Source organism: Hydrogenophaga soli, from assembly GCF_054777695.1.
Map to the genome: position 1 here is coordinate 14345 of NZ_BAAHAK010000006.1, position 17581 is coordinate 31925.

Annotated in this window: 16 protein-coding genes; 13 read left to right on the forward strand and 3 right to left on the reverse strand. The window is 64.4% G+C overall.

Annotation, left to right across the window (positions count from 1 at the left end):
* Positions 1 to 8: 8 nt before the first annotated feature.
* The 3 genes from ACYVB7_RS11915 (at position 9) to ACYVB7_RS11925 (ending at position 4609) form a co-directional block, all read left to right on the forward strand.
* Positions 9 to 1244 (forward strand): cytochrome P450, encoded by a 1236-nt coding sequence (locus ACYVB7_RS11915; protein WP_460507831.1) that lies wholly within the window; start codon positions 9 to 11, stop codon positions 1242 to 1244.
* A gap of 281 nt (positions 1245 to 1525) precedes the next feature.
* Positions 1526 to 3502 (forward strand): methyl-accepting chemotaxis protein, encoded by a 1977-nt coding sequence (locus tag ACYVB7_RS11920; RefSeq protein ID WP_460507833.1) that lies wholly within the window; start codon positions 1526 to 1528, stop codon positions 3500 to 3502.
* Between the two features lie 60 nt (positions 3503 to 3562).
* The gene (locus ACYVB7_RS11925) at positions 3563 to 4609 is read left to right on the forward strand and encodes a GGDEF domain-containing protein (protein ID WP_460507836.1); all 1047 of its coding nucleotides are present in this window, start codon (positions 3563 to 3565) and stop codon (positions 4607 to 4609) included.
* A 40-nt stretch (positions 4610 to 4649) separates the two neighbouring features.
* Here the strand turns inward: ACYVB7_RS11925 and ACYVB7_RS11930 are convergent, their stop codons facing one another.
* From ACYVB7_RS11930 to ACYVB7_RS11940, 3 genes are all read right to left on the reverse strand, one after another.
* Positions 4650 to 5303, reverse strand: a complete 654-nt coding sequence (locus ACYVB7_RS11930; RefSeq protein ID WP_460507839.1) for an electron transport complex subunit RsxB — start codon at positions 5301 to 5303, stop codon at positions 4650 to 4652.
* A gap of 25 nt (positions 5304 to 5328) precedes the next feature.
* Positions 5329 to 7023, reverse strand: coding sequence for a polyhydroxyalkanoate depolymerase (locus ACYVB7_RS11935; protein WP_460507842.1), 1695 nt, complete (start codon positions 7021 to 7023; stop codon positions 5329 to 5331).
* Between the two features lie 173 nt (positions 7024 to 7196).
* Positions 7197 to 8405 (reverse strand): amino acid aminotransferase, encoded by a 1209-nt coding sequence (locus ACYVB7_RS11940; protein ID WP_460507845.1) that lies wholly within the window; start codon positions 8403 to 8405, stop codon positions 7197 to 7199.
* A 104-nt stretch (positions 8406 to 8509) separates the two neighbouring features.
* On the opposite strand from ACYVB7_RS11940, the gene uvrB reads away from it, so the two are divergent.
* The 10 genes from uvrB (at position 8510) to dnaQ (ending at position 17577) form a co-directional block, all read left to right on the forward strand.
* Positions 8510 to 10624: an excinuclease ABC subunit UvrB gene (gene uvrB / locus ACYVB7_RS11945; RefSeq protein WP_460507848.1), complete on the forward strand. Its 2115-nt coding sequence runs from the start codon at positions 8510 to 8512 to the stop codon at positions 10622 to 10624.
* A gap of 52 nt (positions 10625 to 10676) precedes the next feature.
* The gene (locus tag ACYVB7_RS11950) at positions 10677 to 11159 is read left to right on the forward strand and encodes a low molecular weight protein-tyrosine-phosphatase (RefSeq protein WP_460507851.1); all 483 of its coding nucleotides are present in this window, start codon (positions 10677 to 10679) and stop codon (positions 11157 to 11159) included.
* A gap of 81 nt (positions 11160 to 11240) precedes the next feature.
* Positions 11241 to 11777, forward strand: coding sequence for a Fe-S cluster assembly transcription factor (iscR, locus tag ACYVB7_RS11955; protein WP_460507854.1), 537 nt, complete (start codon positions 11241 to 11243; stop codon positions 11775 to 11777).
* Positions 11778 to 11929: 152 nt separating this feature from the next.
* A complete protein-coding gene (locus ACYVB7_RS11960) occupies positions 11930 to 13147 on the forward strand; it encodes an IscS subfamily cysteine desulfurase (RefSeq protein ID WP_460507856.1) in 1218 nt (405 codons plus the stop codon).
* Positions 13148 to 13179: 32 nt separating this feature from the next.
* Positions 13180 to 13569, forward strand: a complete 390-nt coding sequence (gene iscU / locus ACYVB7_RS11965) for an iron-sulfur cluster assembly scaffold protein (protein WP_460507859.1) — start codon at positions 13180 to 13182, stop codon at positions 13567 to 13569.
* Positions 13570 to 13606: 37 nt separating this feature from the next.
* On the forward strand, positions 13607 to 13930 hold the full coding sequence (gene iscA, locus ACYVB7_RS11970) for a HesB/IscA family protein (RefSeq protein ID WP_460507862.1): 324 nt from the start codon (positions 13607 to 13609) through the stop codon (positions 13928 to 13930).
* Between the two features lie 75 nt (positions 13931 to 14005).
* Positions 14006 to 14572 carry a Fe-S protein assembly co-chaperone HscB gene (hscB, locus tag ACYVB7_RS11975; RefSeq protein WP_460508345.1) on the forward strand — a complete coding sequence of 189 codons (567 nt, stop codon included), beginning with the start codon at positions 14006 to 14008 and terminating at the stop codon, positions 14570 to 14572.
* 20 nt (positions 14573 to 14592) lie between these two features.
* Positions 14593 to 16491 (forward strand): molecular chaperone HscA, encoded by a 1899-nt coding sequence (gene hscA, locus ACYVB7_RS11980; RefSeq protein WP_460507864.1) that lies wholly within the window; start codon positions 14593 to 14595, stop codon positions 16489 to 16491.
* A gap of 13 nt (positions 16492 to 16504) precedes the next feature.
* Positions 16505 to 16843, forward strand: coding sequence for a 2Fe-2S iron-sulfur cluster-binding family protein (fdx, locus tag ACYVB7_RS11985; protein ID WP_460507867.1), 339 nt, complete (start codon positions 16505 to 16507; stop codon positions 16841 to 16843).
* A gap of 2 nt (positions 16844 to 16845) precedes the next feature.
* Positions 16846 to 17577, forward strand: a complete 732-nt coding sequence (dnaQ, locus tag ACYVB7_RS11990; protein WP_460507870.1) for a DNA polymerase III subunit epsilon — start codon at positions 16846 to 16848, stop codon at positions 17575 to 17577.
* The last annotated feature ends 4 nt before the right edge of the window (positions 17578 to 17581 follow it).

A 17581-nucleotide genomic window follows, 5' to 3' on the forward strand; every position in this document is an offset into this window, starting at 1 on the left:
TTGATGCCATGACCGCTGCCATGTCTGTCTTGCCATTGTTCACCCCCCGGGTGGATGAGTTGTTTCTCGACGACCCGTACCCCGCCTATGGCGTTTGGCGGGACACCGCTCCTGTGCTGTGGAGCGACGACTTTTTTGGCGGAGCGTGGTTGCTCACCCGCCATGCCGATGTGGAGGCTGCGCTGCGCGATCCGGCCCTTTCCGCTCAGCGCACCGGGGGGTGGGTCATGGCCGCTGCACAACAGGGCCGCTCGGAACTGAGGCCGTTTCAGAGCCTGTTCGCCCGGGCCATGTTGTTCCTGGATGCCCCCGACCATGGGCGTTTGCGCCAAGTGCTCATGCCTGCCTTTCGCCCCGAGGCCCTGGCCCCGTTGCAGGCGTGGCTGGAGGCCACGGTGACCGAGCGTGTGCGCGCCCTCAGCGGGTCGTTCGACTTCATGGCGCAGGTGGCTCGACCCTTGCCCGCAAGTGTCATCGGTCGGCTCATGGAGGTGGACCCCGCGCTCGACGCCACCTTCATGCGCTGGTGTGATGACATTGCCGTGTTCATCGGTGCCGCCCGTCCCGAACACGCCCAGGTGCTTCAGGCCCAGCGCAGTTTGCTGGACATGACGGCCTATTTCGAACGCGAACTGTTGCCCTGGCGTCGCCGTCATCTGGGCGATGACGTGGTGAGTCGCTTGCTGCATGCCGAGGCGCAGGGGCAGATCGAATCCAGCCTGGAGTTGTTGGCCCAATGTGCCTTGCTGCTGTTCGCGGGGTACGAAACCACCCGCAACCTCCTGGGCAACGGGTTAGCCGCGTTGCTCTCACACCCTCAGCAATGGCCGCTGCTGTGCCAAAAGCCCGACCTGGCGGGCCAAGCCGTGCGAGAACTGTTGCGCTTTGACAGCCCGGTGCAATGGACCGGTCGCCGAGCCACCCGGGCCATGACCCTGTGCGGGCAGTCCATCCAGCGGGGGGACCTGATCCTGCCCCTCATCGGCTCGGCCAACCGCGATCCGGCTCGCCATGACGATCCCGATGCCCTGCGCATTGAGCGCCCCAACCCAGGGGCGCTCTCGTTTGGCAGTGGTGTGCACATTTGTTTGGGGGCGGCGCTCACCCACATGGAAACATGTGCCGTGTTGCGGGCCCTGGCCGTGCATCAACCCACGCTGGCTCTCGATGGCGCACCGGTGCGCAATCGCAATCCGCTTTATCGGGGCCTGACCGCGCTGCCGCTGCGGACACGGGGCTGTTGAGGTTGCCACGCCCGGTTGAGGAAAACCCGGAGGTTCAACGTGGTGTACTCGGGAATTCCTGAGGGCGGATTGCACATGAATGGTGCATTTCCAGAAGCAGGTGTTGTGATCTTCATGAATGTTTGTGAATTGAGTCGGGAATTGGGATTGCGCAAGCCCGGTGCCGCGGTATCGTTGTAATTCCGCTGTAATTACTTTCAGTGGAGATCGGTACACCGTGACGTTGGGTTGGGAAAACGCTTGTGCCGATCGCGTTCAGACGATCACCACTTGAGGTTTCCATGAGTCAGCACCCATCGCGCGGCGCACCCGCGGTTTCGAACCCCCAAGGCCTGTGGGCCCCCGGCATGCAGTTGATGGGGCGCGTGAACTTCCCGCTCAAGGCCCTCATCATCTGCCTGGCCTTTCTGGTGCCCCTGACCTGGTTGGCCCTGTCGTTCTACCAAAACAAGCACAGCAACATTGAGTTCTCGGCCAAGGAGCAGCAGGGGGTCGCCTACAACCGCCCGCTGTTTGCGCTGCTGGAACAGGCCCAGCAGTGGCGGCGCACTTCGTCGGCCGCGGCCGCGGGGGATGGGGGGGCCGCGGCGCTGGCTGCCGATGCCAAGGGCAAGGTTCAGCAGGCCGTGAGCCAACTGGTGCAGGCCGACAAGAGCCTGGGCGCTGAGTTGGGCACCGCCAAGGCTGTGGAGGCGCTCCAAACCAGCCTGTCCGCCGTTGACCGTGCCAGCGGCCCCGACGCCCTGTACGACGCCCAATCAGCGGTCATCGACGCGGCGATGGGGGCGTTGCTTCAGGCCACCGATGGTTCCAACCTCACCTTGGACCCCGACATCGACAGCTATTACGTGATGGATGCCGTGTTTTTCCGGGTGCCCGATGTGCTGGAGTCCACGGCCCGTTTGTGGAGCGTGGGGTTGGCGGTGATGAAGGCCGGGCAGGCCTCCGCCGAACAGCAACTGCTGCTGAACAACACCGCCCCGATTGCCGAGTTCCAGGTGCGCAACATGAAAGAAGGCTTGGCCAAATCGGTGGCCTACAACCCGGACCTGGCCAATCGCTTGCGCTACCAGGATGCGGTGGCCGATGCCGAGGCCTTTGTGGCCTTGGCCCGCAAGCGTGTGGTCAACGGCAACGATTTTTCTCCCGAGGCGCAAGCTGCCCTGACGGCGGCGGCAGACAAGGCCTTGGCATCCCAGCGGGCCTTGAGCATGCGTTTGCTTGACGAGCTGGACCGTTTGTTGGCCATCCGAGTGGCGGGCATGAAGGGTGAGCAACACCTGACCACCGTGGTGCTGGTGGTGGGCCTGTGTGTGGCGGCCTACGCGTTTTATTGCTTTTTCCGGGTGGCCAATGGCGGGTTGCAGCAGTTGGCCCAGCACTTGAGGGCGTTGGCCCAAGGCGACTTGCGCCACAAGCCGCAGTCGCCATGGAGCAAGGACGAAACCGCCCAGGTGCTGACCGACCTTGCGCAGACCTACGACGCCTTGCATGGCTTGATTCGCAAGGTACGCCACGGTGCGCGTGAGTTGCACACGGCCAGCAACGAAATTGCAGCATCGGCGTCCGACTTGTCCGACCGCACATCGGCCTCCGCGTCCGCCCTGGAGCAGCAAGCCAGCGCCATGGAACAAATCGGGGCCACCGTGGCCCACACGGCGGGCACGGCACAGGATGCGGCCAACGCTTCGGGACGCAATGCCGAGGTGGCCGATCGGGCCGGGGAGACCATCCAGCAGGTGGTGAGCACCATGCAGGGCATTCACGCCTCGTCGGCCAAGATCAACGACATCATCGGTGTGATCGACGGCATCGCCTTCCAGACCAACATCCTGGCCTTGAATGCCGCGGTGGAGGCGGCACGGGCGGGCGAGCAAGGCCGAGGGTTTGCCGTGGTGGCCAGCGAGGTGCGGAACCTGGCCCAACGCAGCGCCAGTGCCGCCAAGGAAATCAAGGACCTCATTTCCGCCAGTGTCAGCCAGATCGATGGTGGTACGCGTGTGGTGCAAAGTGCCGGCGCCATCATGGCCGAGGTGGTGGGCAGCGCCCGTCAGGTCAACACCTTCCTGAACGAAATTGCCACGTCGGCCAAGGAGCAGGCGGCGGGTGTGGAGCAGGTGGGGCACTCCATTCAGGAGCTTGATCGCAGCACCCAGCAAAACGCGGCCTTGGTGGAGGAAACCTCTGGGGCCGCCCTGGCACTGAAGGCGCAGGCCGACCACCTTCAAGAGGTCATTGCCGATTTCCGCGTGGCTTGAGCTTGCGGGGTGCTGGCGTCCGTCGTCAGAGGGGCTTGGGGGTGTGCCAGAATCCCCGCCATGACTGTGCAGACCTCTTCTGACAACGCCACCGAACAGCGGTGGCAGGCCCTTCAACAGCTGGGTTGGCTGGACGCGCCCCCTGACGCCACCTTGGATCAGCTGGTGGAACTGGCCAGCTGGACTTTCAACGTGCCCCAGGTGGTGCTGTCCCTCTATGGCCCCAACGGCGCGTCGCACAAGGCGCATGTCGGTCTGGATGCCGAAGCCTTGGCGGTCGCGGTAGGTTTGGGGGCTGAGCGCATCGTTGATCAGGGCTTTCTGGTGGTGTCCGATGCGAGCCAGACGACGGATCTGGTCCGCCACCCCTGGGTGTGCGGCGCGCCTCGGGCGCAGTTTTGCGCTGCCGTGGCCTTGTCCACCGTGGAAGGCCACAACGTGGGGGCGCTGATGTTGCTGGCCCCCCAGTCCCGTGAACTGTCTGACCACGAGGCGCGCATCCTCACCGCCATGGCCCGCTTGGCCATGGACCACATGGCGTTGCTGTCCCAGACCCGCAAACTGTCGGAGCTGCATGACGAGTTGGAACAGGCCCATGGCTGGTTGCTGGACAGCGTGTCGCAGGACGCCCTGACCCAGGTGGCCAACCGACGGGCGCTGATGCAGTTTCTTGACAAGACGTTGGCCTTGGCCCGTCGTGAAGGCCAACCCCTGTCGTTGCTGCTGCTGGACGTGCGCCAGTTCAAGAAAATCAACGAGTCGTTGGGTGACGAGGTCGGGGATCGGGTGTTGCGCGAAGTGGCCACACGCCTGTCAGGCAGTTCGCGGGGCAGCGAAATGGTGGGGCGCATGGCGGGCGACGAGTTTCTGGCGGTGCTGTACCCGTGTTCCACCGAGCAGGCCCAACTGGCCGCGGAGCGTTACGTCCAGGCCATCTCCAGCCAGCCAGTGGCCTTGGGGGCACGCGGGGGGCATCGAATCCAGTTGTCACTGGCCTTTGGCGTGGCCACTGCAGCGCATGACTCGGCATTGACTCCCGACGAGCTGTATCGCCGTGCCGTGATTGCATTGGACAGCAACAAGGCACACGCCATCGCTTCAGCCTGACGGCGGTGGGAGCCCCCTGCCTGGAGCCCCGCGGGAGGCTTCAGGGCGTTTGGCCCGCCTGTCGCGCCTTGGCCCGGGCAATGGCGGCTTCGATGATTTGGCGCTTCTTGTCCAACACCACCGGGTCGGTGTGATGCGAGTGTTTGCCCAGGTCGCCCAGCTTCTCAACGGCGCGGGCTTCCAGCCTTTTCTGATGCTCCTGCTCGGCTCTGATGAGTCGAGTGTTGCGAAACTCATACCGATCGAGGGCCGAACGGGCATCGTCTTCTGACCATGCGGCCCAGCCGGTACGGGTGCCGCTCGCGCTTTCCGTGCGGATGCAGTCCACCGGACACACCGGCAGGCACAGTTCGCAGCCGGTGCACCACCGTTCGAGGACGGTGTGCATGCGTTTGTGGGTGCCCACAATGGCATCGGTCGGGCAGGCCTTGATGCACAGCGTGCAGCCAATGCACCAGTCTTCGTCGATCCACATGCGCAACCGGACCCCTTCGGTCCCGTGTTCGGGGCTGAGGGGGCGTTCCGGTCGCCCGGTGATGGCTGCCAGGCGTTTGACGCCTTCCTGTCCGCCGGGAGGACACTGGTTGATGTCGGCAGCACCGTCCACGATGGCCTGTGCATAGGCCTTGCAATCGGGGTAGCCGCAACGAGTGCATTGCGTCTGCGGCAGGGCGGCGTGGATTTCGCTGAGCATTGGCTCCGACAGTGGGCTCAGAAGTTCAGGCCACAGCGGGTGGGGTGGCCACGGGGGCGCCAACCGCCTCGGTGTTGCCCGCCACCACGGCGGTGGGCACCGCTGAGGGCGCTGCTGCCTCGGCCGGAGCGCTCTCCGCCGCGGCTTTCACAGGGGGCGCCTTCACCGGTGTGGCTTTCACTTCGGGGGCTTTCACCACGGGGGCCACTTCCGTCGGGGCGACTGCCAGGGCTTTGGCGGCCACTGGGGCGGCTTTGCGGGTCACCTTGGGTGCTGCCTGGGTGGCGGGTGTCGCCTTATTGGCCACCGTTGCCTTGGGTGGGGCGGCTGGCGCCAGCTTGACCGCGGCTTTGGCAGGCGCTTTCACAGGCTTCGCAGGGACAGCCGCCTTTTTGGCGGTGGGCTGCACGGGTGCGGCCTGAACGGCGACCGAGGCCGGTTTTTCAACCGTTGGGGCGGGGGTGTGCTGGAGGATGAACTGCTTCACCTCGGGGTACACCATCTCACGCCAGCGGCGTCCGCTGAAGATGCCGTAGTGACCGGCTCCCTTCACCTCGTAGTGGTGGCGCATGTTCTTGGGAATGCCGGCGCACAGGCCCTGTGCTGCCGCGGTCTGGCCCGAGCCGGAGATGTCGTCCAGTTCACCTTCCACACTCAGCAGGGCCGTGGTCTTGATGTCCTGTGGGCGCACCCGTTCCAGCTTGCCCTTGGGGTTTTGCACGTCCCAGGTGCCGTTGACCAGCTTGAACTCGCGGAAAACGGTCTGGATGGTTTCCAGGTAGTAGTCGGCGTCCATGTCCAGCACGGCGTTGTACTCGTCATAGAACTTGCGGTGGGCCTCGGCGCTGTCCTTGTCGCCCTTGATCAGGTCCTGGAAGTAGTCGTAATGGCTGTCCAGGTGGCGGTCCGGGTTCATGGCCACAAACCCGGTGTGCTGCAAAAAGCCGGGGTACACGCGGCGACCGGCACCGGGGAAGGTGCTGGGCACGCGGTAGATGACGTTGTTCTCGAACCACTCGTAGCTGCGCTGGGTGGCCAGGTTGTTGACCGCGGTGGGCGATTTGCGCGCGTCGATGGGGCCGCCCATCATGGTCATGGAGTAGGGCGTGGTTTCGCCGCGGGTGGCCATCAGGGAGATGGCGGCCAGCACCGGCACGGTGGGCTGGCACACACTCATGACGTGGCAGTTGCCATAGCGCGCTTGCAGGTGGCGGATGAACTCCTGGACGTAGTTCACATAGTCGTGCAGGTGGAACTCGCCTTCGCTCAGAGGGACCAGGCGGGCGTTTTTCCAGTCGGTGATGTAGACCTTGTGGTCTTTCAACATGGTCTTGACCGTGTCGCGCAGCAGGGTGGCGTAGTGTCCGGACAGAGGGGCAACGATCAGCACCGCAGGCTGACCTTTCAGTTTGCCGAGCGTGTCAGGGTCGTCCGAGAAGCGCTTGAAGCGGCGCAACTCACAGAACGGCTTGTTGACTTCCACCCGTTCGTGGATGGCCACTTCCACGCCGTCCACATCCACCGAGCGCAGGCCGAACTCGGGCTTTTCGTAGTCCTTGCCCAGGCGGTAGACCAAGTCATACCCTGCTGAAATCCGTTGTGCCAGCGGCATGTGGCTGAAGGGCAGCAACGGGTTGTTGAAGATCTTGGACGCGGTTTGCGCCAGGTCGGCGAAAGGCTCCATGAGCGAGCGCTGGGTGTCGTAGATCTGGTAAAGCAAGGGGCACTCCGAAAAATTGCTGCGGTGCAATATAACAGGCGAGAGGGGGCGTTGTCTGTCATCCAGCCGTCAGTCGTGTCAGGCAAATCTGACAAAGCAGGCCGAATGCGCTCCCCAAAAAAAAACCGACCGTCGGCTGGGACGGTCGGCTTGACGCGGGAGCGCGGGCTCGGTCACATCACTTTGGCGATGGCCTGGCAGACGTAGTCGATGTTTTTGCTGTTGAGCGCGGCCACGCACATGCGACCGGTGTCGGTGCCATACACACCAAACTCGGAGCGCAGGCGAACCATCTGGTCCTTGCTCAGGCCGGAGTAGCTGAACATGCCGATCTGGGTGGTGATGAAGCTCATGTCCTTGGTCACGCCAGCCGCCTTGAGGCCGTCGACCAGCTTTTGGCGCATGGCCTTGATGCGCACGCGCATTTCGGCCAGTTCACCTTCCCACTGGGCGCGCAGCTCGGGGTTGTTCAGCACCGCGGCCACGATGGCACCGCCGTGGGTGGGCGGGTTGGAGTAGTTGGTGCGGATGGCGATTTTCAGCTGGCTCAGCACGCGGTCGGTTTCTTCCTTGCTGCTGCCCACCACGCTCAGGGCGCCCACGCGCTCACCGTAGAGGCTGAAGCTCTTGGAGAAGCTGGTGGACACGAAGATGTTCAGGCCCGCGGCCACGAACTTGGCAATGACGGCGCCGTCTTCGGCAATGCCATGGCCAAAGCCCTGGTAGGCCATGTCGAGGAAGGCGGTCAGGTTGCGGGCTTTCACGGCGGCAATGACCTGGTCCCACTGGGCGGGGGTGATGTCGTAGCCGGTGGGGTTGTGGCAGCAGGCGTGCAGCAGCACGATGGTGCCGGCTTCAGCCGCGTTCAGCGTGGCCAGCATGCCTTCGAAGTTGATGCCGCCCAGGCCGCCGTTGGCGCTTTGGTCGAAGTAGGGGTAGGTTTCCACCACAAAGCCCGCGTTGGTGAACAGGGCGCGGTGGTTCTCCCAGCTGGGGTCGGAAATCAGCACCTTGGCGCTGGGGCTGACTTTCTTCAGGAAGTCGGCGCCGATCTTCAGGCCGCCGGTGCCGCCAATGGCCTGCACGGTGGCCACGCGGCCGCTTTTCACCACGTCGGAGTCGGCTCCGAACACCAGGGCCTTGACGCCAGCGTCATAGGCGGCAATGCCGTCGATGGGCAGGTAGCCACGGGCCGTGGGTTTTTCCATCATGGCCTTTTCAGCGGCCTGGACGCATTGCAGCAGGGGCAGCTTGCCGTTGTCGTCGAAGTACACGCCAACGCCCAGGTTGACCTTGTTGGGGTTGGTGTCGGCGGCGAATTGCTCGTTCAGACCCAGGATGGGGTCGCGGGGGGCCATTTCGACGGCGGAGAACAAAGACATGAAGATCCTTTGGGAGTGGTCAGTGGCGGGAAATCCGGGGCTGGGTTAGCCTTGCTGGTTTTCCCAATTTTATCCGGCCCCTCTTCGTGTCGGCTTTGTGCACCATGCCAATAGATGTTGAAGTCATACCGGAAACCCCTCAGGGCGAGTTCTGTCGCTTTGACGGTTCGCCGTTCGAGCTGTTCCAGCCCTATCCGCCTGCGGGAGACCAGCCCACGGCCATCGCCGAGTTGGTGGAGGGCCTGAACGACGGCGAGATGTTCCAGACCCTGCTGGGCGTGACCGGTTCGGGCAAGACCTTCACCATGGCCAACGTCATCGCCCGCATGGGCAAACCGGCCATTGTTTTTGCGCCCAACAAGACCCTGGCGGCGCAGCTGTACAGCGAGTTCCGCGAGTTCTTTCCCAAGAACGCCGTGGAGTACTTCGTCAGCTATTACGACTACTACCAGCCCGAGGCCTACGTGCCGCAGCGTGACCTGTTCATCGAGAAGGACAGCGCCATCAACGAGCACATCGAGCAGATGCGCCTGTCCTGCACCAAAAGCCTGATGGAGCGGCGTGACGTGGTCATTGTGGCCACGGTGTCGGCCATCTACGGCATTGGCCAGCCCGAGAGCTACCACCAGATGGTGATGACCCTGCGTGTGGGCGACCGCATGGGCCAGCGCGACGTCATCGCCCAGCTGGTGCGCATGCAGTACCAGCGCAACGAGCAGGACTTTTCGCGCGGCAAGTTCCGGGTGCGGGGCGACACCATCGACGTGTTTCCCGCGGAACACTCCGAAATGGCCGTGCGCATCGAGCTGTTCGACGACGAGGTGGAGGCGCTGATGCTGTTCGACCCCCTCACCGGGCGCATTCGCCAGAAGATCCCGCGCTTCACCGTCTACCCCAGCAGCCACTACGTGACCCCGCGCGAACAGGTGCTGGCGGCGGTGGAAACCATCAAGGTGGAGTTGTCCGACCGCGTCAAGCAACTGGTGGGCATGGGCAAGCTGGTGGAAGCCCAGCGGCTGGAGCAACGCACCCGATTCGACGTGGAAATGCTCTCCGAAGTGGGGCATTGCAAGGGCATTGAGAACTACACCCGCCACCTGAGCGGGGCCGCACCGGGCGAGCCGCCCGCCACGCTCACCGACTACCTGCCGGGCGACGCCCTCATGTTCCTGGACGAGAGCCACGTGATGATTGGCCAGCTGGGCGGCATGTACAACGGCGACCGCGCCCGCAAGACCACACTGGTGGAGTACGGCTTTCGCCTGCCCAGCGCGCTGGACAACCGGCCCCTGCAACTGGCCGAGTTCGAGCAGCGCATGCGGCAGACCATCTTCGTGTCGGCCACACCGGCTGAGTACGAAAAAACCCACACCGGCAAGGTGGTGGAGCAGCTGGTGCGCCCCACCGGCCTGGTGGACCCCGAGGTGGAGGTGCGCCCAGCCACCCACCAGGTGGACGACGTGCTGCAGGAAATCCGCATCCGCGTGGACAAGAACGAGCGCACGCTGATCACCGTGCTGACCAAGCGCATGGCCGAGCAGCTCACCGACTACCTGACCGAAAACGGCGTCAAGGTGCGCTACATCCACAGCGACGTGGACACGGTGGAGCGGGTGGAAATCCTGCGCGACCTGCGCCTGGGGGCGTTCGACGTGCTGGTGGGCATCAACCTGCTGCGTGAGGGCATCGACCTGCCCGAGGTGTCGTTGATCGCCATCCTCGACGCAGACAAGGAAGGCTTTCTGCGCTCGGAGCGCAGCCTCATCCAGACCATTGGCCGGGCGGCCCGCAACGCCAGCGGCAAGGCCATTCTGTACGCCGACCGCATCACCGATTCGATGAAGCGCGCCATCGGCGAAACCGAGCGCCGCCGGGCCAAACAGATCGCCTACAACCTGGAGCACGGCATCACACCGCGCACGGTGGCCAAGCGCATCAAGGACCTGATCGACGGTGTCTACAGCGAAAAAGCGGGGCAGGAAGCCGAAAAACTGGCGCAGGCCCAGCGCCAGCGTCAGGAGGCTGAAACCCTCAGCGAGAAAGATGTGGCCAAGGAAATCAAGCGGCTGGAAAAACTCATGCTGGAACACGCCCGCAACCTGGAGTTCGAACAGGCGGCCCGTGTGCGCGACCAACTGGCCATCCTGCGCGAGCAGGCGTTTGGCGGCCCGGGGCACGACAACATCGTGACGCTCAGCGGTTTGCAGAAAAGTGCTTGAAAATCAGAAGCAAACTGTTGTTTTTAATAAAGCGCTAGACACCAATTTGTTCATGAATATTGACATCAAAAATGTGCACTCCGTGGTCATGCTGTGCATGGGCAACATCTGCCGCAGCCCCACGGCAGAAGCCGTGCTGAAACACAAGCTGGCCCAGGCGGGGTTGGCGCAGCGGGTGCAGGTCAGTTCAGCGGGCACGCACAGCTACCACGTGGGTGGCCCGGCCGATGCCCGCAGCGCCCGGCACGCCGCACGCCGGGGGTATGACCTGTCACAACACCGGGCGCAACAACTCGCGCCACGGCATTTTGAGCAAGCCGACCTCATCCTGGCCATGGACCACGACAACCTGGCCTTGGCCCTGGAGCGCTGCCCGCCGCAACACCGGCACAAGTTGTGCTTGTTGATGTCGCTGGTCGATGCGGGCCTCGCCCGCGCGGTGCCCGACCCCTACCACGGTGGCGACGCCGGGTTTGAAGAGGTGCTGGACATGGCCGAAGCGGCCAGCGATGCGCTGATTCAGGGCTTGGGATGAGCAAGTCCGAGCAAAACAGTTGGGTTTGATTTATACTTGATCAAAAAAGTAGGTTACCCACGTCGGACACAGGAGCACGCCATGCGCCTCACCACCAAAGGCCGTTTTGCGGTCACCGCCATGATCGATCTGGCGCTGCGTCAAAGCAGTGGGCCGGTCACCTTGGCAGCCATCAGCCAGCGGCAACAGATTTCGCTGTCCTACCTGGAGCAGTTGTTTGGCAAGTTGCGCCGCCACGAGCTGGTGGAGTCCACCCGCGGGCCGGGTGGTGGCTACACCCTGGGACGCAAGGCCTCCGAAATCACCGTGGCCGACATCATCGTGTCGGTGGACGAGCCCATCGATGCCACCCAGTGTGCCGGCAAAGAGAACTGCCACGGCGAGGGCAACCGCTGCATGACCCACGAGTTGTGGGCCACCCTCAATGCCAAAATGGTGGACTTTCTGGATTCCATCACCCTGCAAAAGCTGGTGGACGATCAGCTGGCCAAGGGCTTGGTGGTGGAGAACGCGCCGTTGATCAAACGGGCCATTTCCAGTGCGCCGGTGGTCAAGCCGCTCAAGGTCAACGCCCCCAATTCGGTGTTTGCCCTGGGCGCTTCACTGGCCAAGGCCTGAACGAGCGGTCCGCACCGGCGCTGCCCGGGTCAGACCACTGTCCAGGAAGTCGGCGACGGCTTCCTTCGTCGGGTGCGTCTGGCCGAGCCAGCGCGGGCCCGTTGCCTCTGAATTGTTTGCCTGTCGTCACGTTTTCCAATCCGTTGCACACCATGTCCACCCCGCACTTCCCCATCTACATGGACTACAGCGCCACCAACCCCTGCGACCCGCGGGTGGTGGACGCCATGATTCCCTGGCTGCGCGAGCACTTCGGCAACCCCGCGTCCCGCAGCCACGCCTGGGGCTGGGAGGCGGAAAAGGCCGTGGAGAACGCCCGCGAACAGGTGGCGGCCCTCATCAATGCCGACCCGCGTGAAATCGTCTGGACCAGCGGGGCCACCGAGTCCAACAACCTGGCCCTGAAAGGGGCAGCCCACTTCTACCAGGGCAAGGGCAAACACCTCATCACCGTCAAGACCGAGCACAAGGCCGTGCTGGACACCATGCGCGAGCTGGAGCGCCAGGGTTTTGAGGTCACCTACCTCGATGTGCAGCCCGATGGCCTGCTGGACCTGGAGGCCTTCAAGGCCGCCATCCGCCCGGACACCATCCTGGCCAGCGTCATGTTCGTCAACAACGAAATCGGCGTCATCCAGGACATCGCCGCCATCGGCACCCTGTGCCGCGAAAAGGGTGTGATCTTCCATGTGGACGCTGCGCAGGCCACGGGCCGGGTGGACATTGACCTGGCCACGCTGCCGGTGGACCTGATGAGCCTCACCAGCCACAAGACCTACGGCCCCAAGGGCATTGGTGCCCTGTTTGTGCGCCGCAAGCCCCGCATCCGCATCGAGGCGCAAATGCACGGGGGCGGCCACGAACGTGGCATGCGCTCGGGCACGCTGCCCACCCACCAGTGTGTGGGCATGGGCGAGGCCTACCGCATTGCCAAGGAAGAGATGCACGCCGAGAACCAGCGCATCCGTGCCCTGCACGACCGCTTGGTGGCGGGCCTGAAGGACATGGAAGAGGTGTTCATCAACGGCCATGAAACCCAACGCGTGCCCCACAACGTGAACATGAGCTTCAACTACGTGGAAGGCGAGTCGCTCATCATGGGCATCAAGGGGCTGGCGGTGTCCAGTGGCTCGGCCTGCACCAGCGCCAGTCTGGAGCCCAGCTATGTGTTGCGCGCCCTGGGGCGCAGCGACGAGCTGGCGCACAGCAGCCTGCGCATGACCATTGGCCGCTGGACCACCGAGGAAGAAATCGATTACGCCATCGCCACCATCCGCGAGAACGTCGCCAAGCTGCGTGAACTCTCTCCGCTGTGGGAGATGTACAAGGACGGCGTTGACCTGTCCACCATCCAGTGGGCGGCGCATTGAGCGACCAGCCCCTGGTCTGAAGGAGAAACACCATGGCCTATTCTGAAAAAGTCATTGACCACTATGAAAACCCCCGCAACGTCGGCAGCTTTGAAAAGGGCGACGACACCGTGGGCACCGGCATGGTGGGCGCACCCGCCTGCGGCGACGTGATGAAGCTGCAAATCAAGGTCAACCCCACCACGGGGGTGATCGAAGACGCTCGCTTCAAAACCTACGGCTGTGGCTCGGCCATCGCCTCCAGCTCGCTGGTGACCGAATGGGTCAAGGGCAAGACGCTGGACGAAGCCTCTGCGCTGAAAAACAGCCAGATCGCCGAAGAACTGGCCTTGCCTCCGGTGAAAATCCACTGCTCCATCCTGGCCGAAGACGCCATCAAGGCGGCGGTGGACGATTACCGTCAAAAACACGCCGCGCACTGAGCGTCGCCCCGTTTCCTGTCGTAACCCTGGTTCTGTCATGTCCGTCACCCTCACCGAAGCCGCTGCCCGGCACGTCACCCGCTACCTCAGCCGCCGCGGCAAGGGCGTGGGGGTGCGCCTGGGGGTCAAGACCACGGGTTGCTCGGGCTTGGCCTACAAGCTGGAGTACGCGGACGAGGTGGCCCCGGAAGACGTGGTGTTCGAGAGCAACGGCGTCAAGGTGCTGGTTGATCCCAAAAGCATGGCCTACCTCGACGGCACCCAGCTCGACTTCGTGCGCGAAGGCCTGAACGAAGGTTTCAAGTTCAGCAACCCCAACGAGCGGGACCGATGCGGCTGCGGCGAATCCTTCCGGGTTTGATACGCTGACGCCATGAACCCCCATCCCCACGGCACGGCTGCTGCTGCGTCCCCGTCTTCCAACCCCTTGAGCGCCCTGGGGCTGTCGGCCTCCGACTTTGCGCTGATGAGCCTGCCGCAGCGCTTTTCCATCGACCCAGCCCAGCTGGACGCCCGCTGGAAAGCCTTGCAGCGCGAGGTGCACCCCGACCGTTTTGCCGCCGACGGTGCCGCCGCGCAGCGCGTGGCCATGCAGTGGTCGGTTCGAGTCAACGAGGCCTACCAGCGCCTCAAGCACCCGGTGCGCCGCGCCGCCTACCTGTGCGAACTGGCTGGGGTGACCGTGGACGCCGAGCGCAACACCGCCATGCCCGCATCCTTCCTGATGCAGCAAATGGAATGGCGTGAAGCCCTGGACGACGCCCGCACGGTCGATGCACTGGATGCCCTGGCCGACGACGTTCGCCAAACCCAACGCCAGCACATGGCCGAACTGGCCCGCCTGCTGGACCCCGTGCCGCCCGCCCAGCATCCCACGGCTGAACACGTCCAGGCCGCTGCCCAGGGGGTGCGCGCTTTGATGTTTGTGGAGCGGTTTGCGCAGGACGTGAACCAGCGGCTCGACGCGCTGGACGACGCCGCAGACGGTGCTTCGGCGGCCTGATTTCCCAAAGTTGTTGTTTCATGGCCCTGCTCCAGATTTCCGAACCCGGTCAGTCCCCCGACCCGCACCAACGCCGCGTGGCCGTGGGCATTGACCTGGGCACCACCCACTCGCTGGTGGCTGCCGTGCGCCACGGCGTGGCCGAGTGCCTGCCCGACGACCAGGGTCGCGTGCTGCTGCCCAGCGTGGTGCGCTACCTCGACCCCGCCGCGGGTGGGGCAGGGCGGCAGATTGGCCACGACGCACTGGCCGCACAGGTGGTCGACCCGGCCAACACCATCGCCTCGGTCAAGCGCCTGATGGGCCGCCAGAAGGCCGATGTGGCGCACGCCGAACGCCTGCCCTACACCGTGCTGGACCGCCCCGGCATGGCCATGGTGCAGACCGTGGCGGGCGAAAAGTCGCCTGTGGAGGTGAGTGCGGAAATCCTGGCCACGCTGCGCTTTCGGGCCGAAGACACATTCGATGCCGACCTGTTCGGTGCCGTCATCACCGTGCCCGCCTACTTTGACGACGCCCAGCGCCAGGCCACCAAGGACGCGGCCCAACTGGCCGGGCTGAACGTGCTGCGCCTCATCAACGAGCCCACGGCCGCCGCCATCGCCTACGGGCTGGACAACGCGTCCGAAGGCATTTACGCCGTCTACGACCTGGGCGGTGGCACCTTCGACATTTCCATCCTGCGCCTCACGCAAGGCGTGTTCGAAGTGGTGGCCACCGGGGGCGATTCGGCTCTGGGCGGAGACGACTACGACCGGGCGCTGCTGACCTGGGTGTTGGCCCAAGCGGGCTGGACCGACCGCGAAGCCGCGTTCAGCCCCACCGAGCGGGCGCAGCTGATGCACACGGCCCGGCAGGTGAAGGAAACCTTGTCGGGTTTCACGAGTGATGCTGAATGTATAGCATTCAATGCAGATACAGAAAGCGGTAAACTGCATTTTGATGTCAATCTTTCTGGCTTTGAGCAGGCCACGCGTGCGCTGACCGACCGCACCCTGAGCGCCGTGCGCAAAGCCCTGCGCGATGCCCACCTGGCCAAGGACGAGGTCAAGGGCGTGGTGCTGGTGGGCGGCTCCACCCGCATGCCTGTGGTGCGCCGGGCCGTGGAGGCCTTTTTTGGCCAACCGCCGCTCACCAACCTCAACCCCGACGAAGTCGTGGCCCTGGGGGCGGCCATCCAGGCCAACCAACTGGCCGGCAATAACCCCGACGGCGAGCTGCTGCTGCTGGACGTCATTCCCCTGTCCTTGGGGCTGGAAACCATGGGCGGGTTGGTGGAGCGCATCGTGCCGCGCAACACCACCATCCCCACCGCATTGGCGCAGGACTTCACCACGTACAAGGACGGGCAGACCGCCTTGTCGCTGCACGTGGTGCAGGGCGAGCGCGACCTGGTGGTCGACTGCCGCAGCCTGGCCCGCTTCGAGCTGAGGGGCATTCCGCCCATGGCGGCGGGGGCCGCCCGCATCCGCGTCACCTTCACGGTGGACGCCGACGGCCTGCTGAACGTCACCGCCCGCGAGCAATCCACCGGTGTTGAGGCCCGCATCGACGTCAAACCCTCCTACGGATTGAGCGACGAGCAGATTGCCCGCATGCTGGAAGACAGCTTTGCCACCGCGCAGGCCGACATGCAGACCCGCGCCCTGGTGGAAGCCCGCGTGGACGCCGACCGCATGCTCGAAGCCACGCTGAGCGCCCTGCGCGCCGACGGCGACCTGCTGACCGACGACGAGCGCCAGTCCATTGACGCCCTGATGCACACCTTGCGCCAGGTGCTGCAGGCAGAAGGCAGCCAAGCCGCCGACATCGAGGCCGCCACGCAAGCCCTGGCCAAGGGCACGGAAGCCTTTGCCGCGCTGCGCATGAACCGTGGCATCAGCCGTGCGCTGGCCGGCACCCAGATCGACAGCCTTTGACGGGTCCAATTCCATGCCCACCATCCACATCCTGCCCCATCCCGAATATTGCCCCCAGGGCACCGACATCCAGGCCCCAGCGGGCACCTCCATCTGCGAAGCCTTGCTGGACCACCAGGTCAACATCGAACACGCCTGCGACATGAGCTGTGCCTGCACCACCTGCCACGTCATCGTGCGCAAGGGCTTCGAAACGCTGAACGAACTGGACGAGTCCGAGGAAGACCTGCTGGACCGCGCCTGGGGCCTGGAGCCGCAGTCGCGCCTGAGCTGCCAGGCCATCCTGGCGCAGCAGGACATCACCATCGAGATCCCGCGCTACACCATCAACCACGCCAAAGAGAATCACTGACCATGCGCCAGATCGTTCTGGACACCGAAACCACGGGCCTGTCGCCCGAGAACGGGGACCGCATCATTGAAATCGGCTGTGTCGAGCTCATCAACCGCAAGTTGACGGGCAACAACCTGCACCAGTACATCAACCCCGAGCGGGATAGCGACCCCGAGGCGTTGAAGGTGCACGGCATCAGCAACGAGTTTTTGCGTGACAAGCCCAAGTTCGCCGCCATCGCCACCGAGCTGCTGGACTACCTGCGCGGGGCCGAACTCATCATCCACAACGCCCCGTTCGACATCGGCTTCCTCAACAAGGAGCTGGAGCGCCTGAACCTGGGCCGCATGGACGAGCATGTGAGCGGCGTGCTCGACACCCTGGTCATGGCCAAGGAGCTGTTCCCGGGCAAGCGCAACAGCCTGGACGCCCTGTGTTCACGCCTGGAGGTGGACAACTCCGACCGCACGCTGCACGGCGCCTTGCTGGACGCCGAGCTGCTGGCTGACGTCTACATCAACATGACCCGCGGGCAGAACGCCCTGGGCATTGACGACCATGCCGCCGCTGACGACGACCAAGCACCAGGCCTCACGCTCACCGTCGCCGACCTCAGCACCTATCAGCTGACCGTGCTGCAGGCCAATGACGCCGAGCGGGCTGCCCACGACGCGGTGCTGGCCGACCTGGACAAGGCCAGCAAGGGCAAAACCCTGTGGCGCAAACACGAGCCCGTGGCTGCCAGCGCCTGAAAAA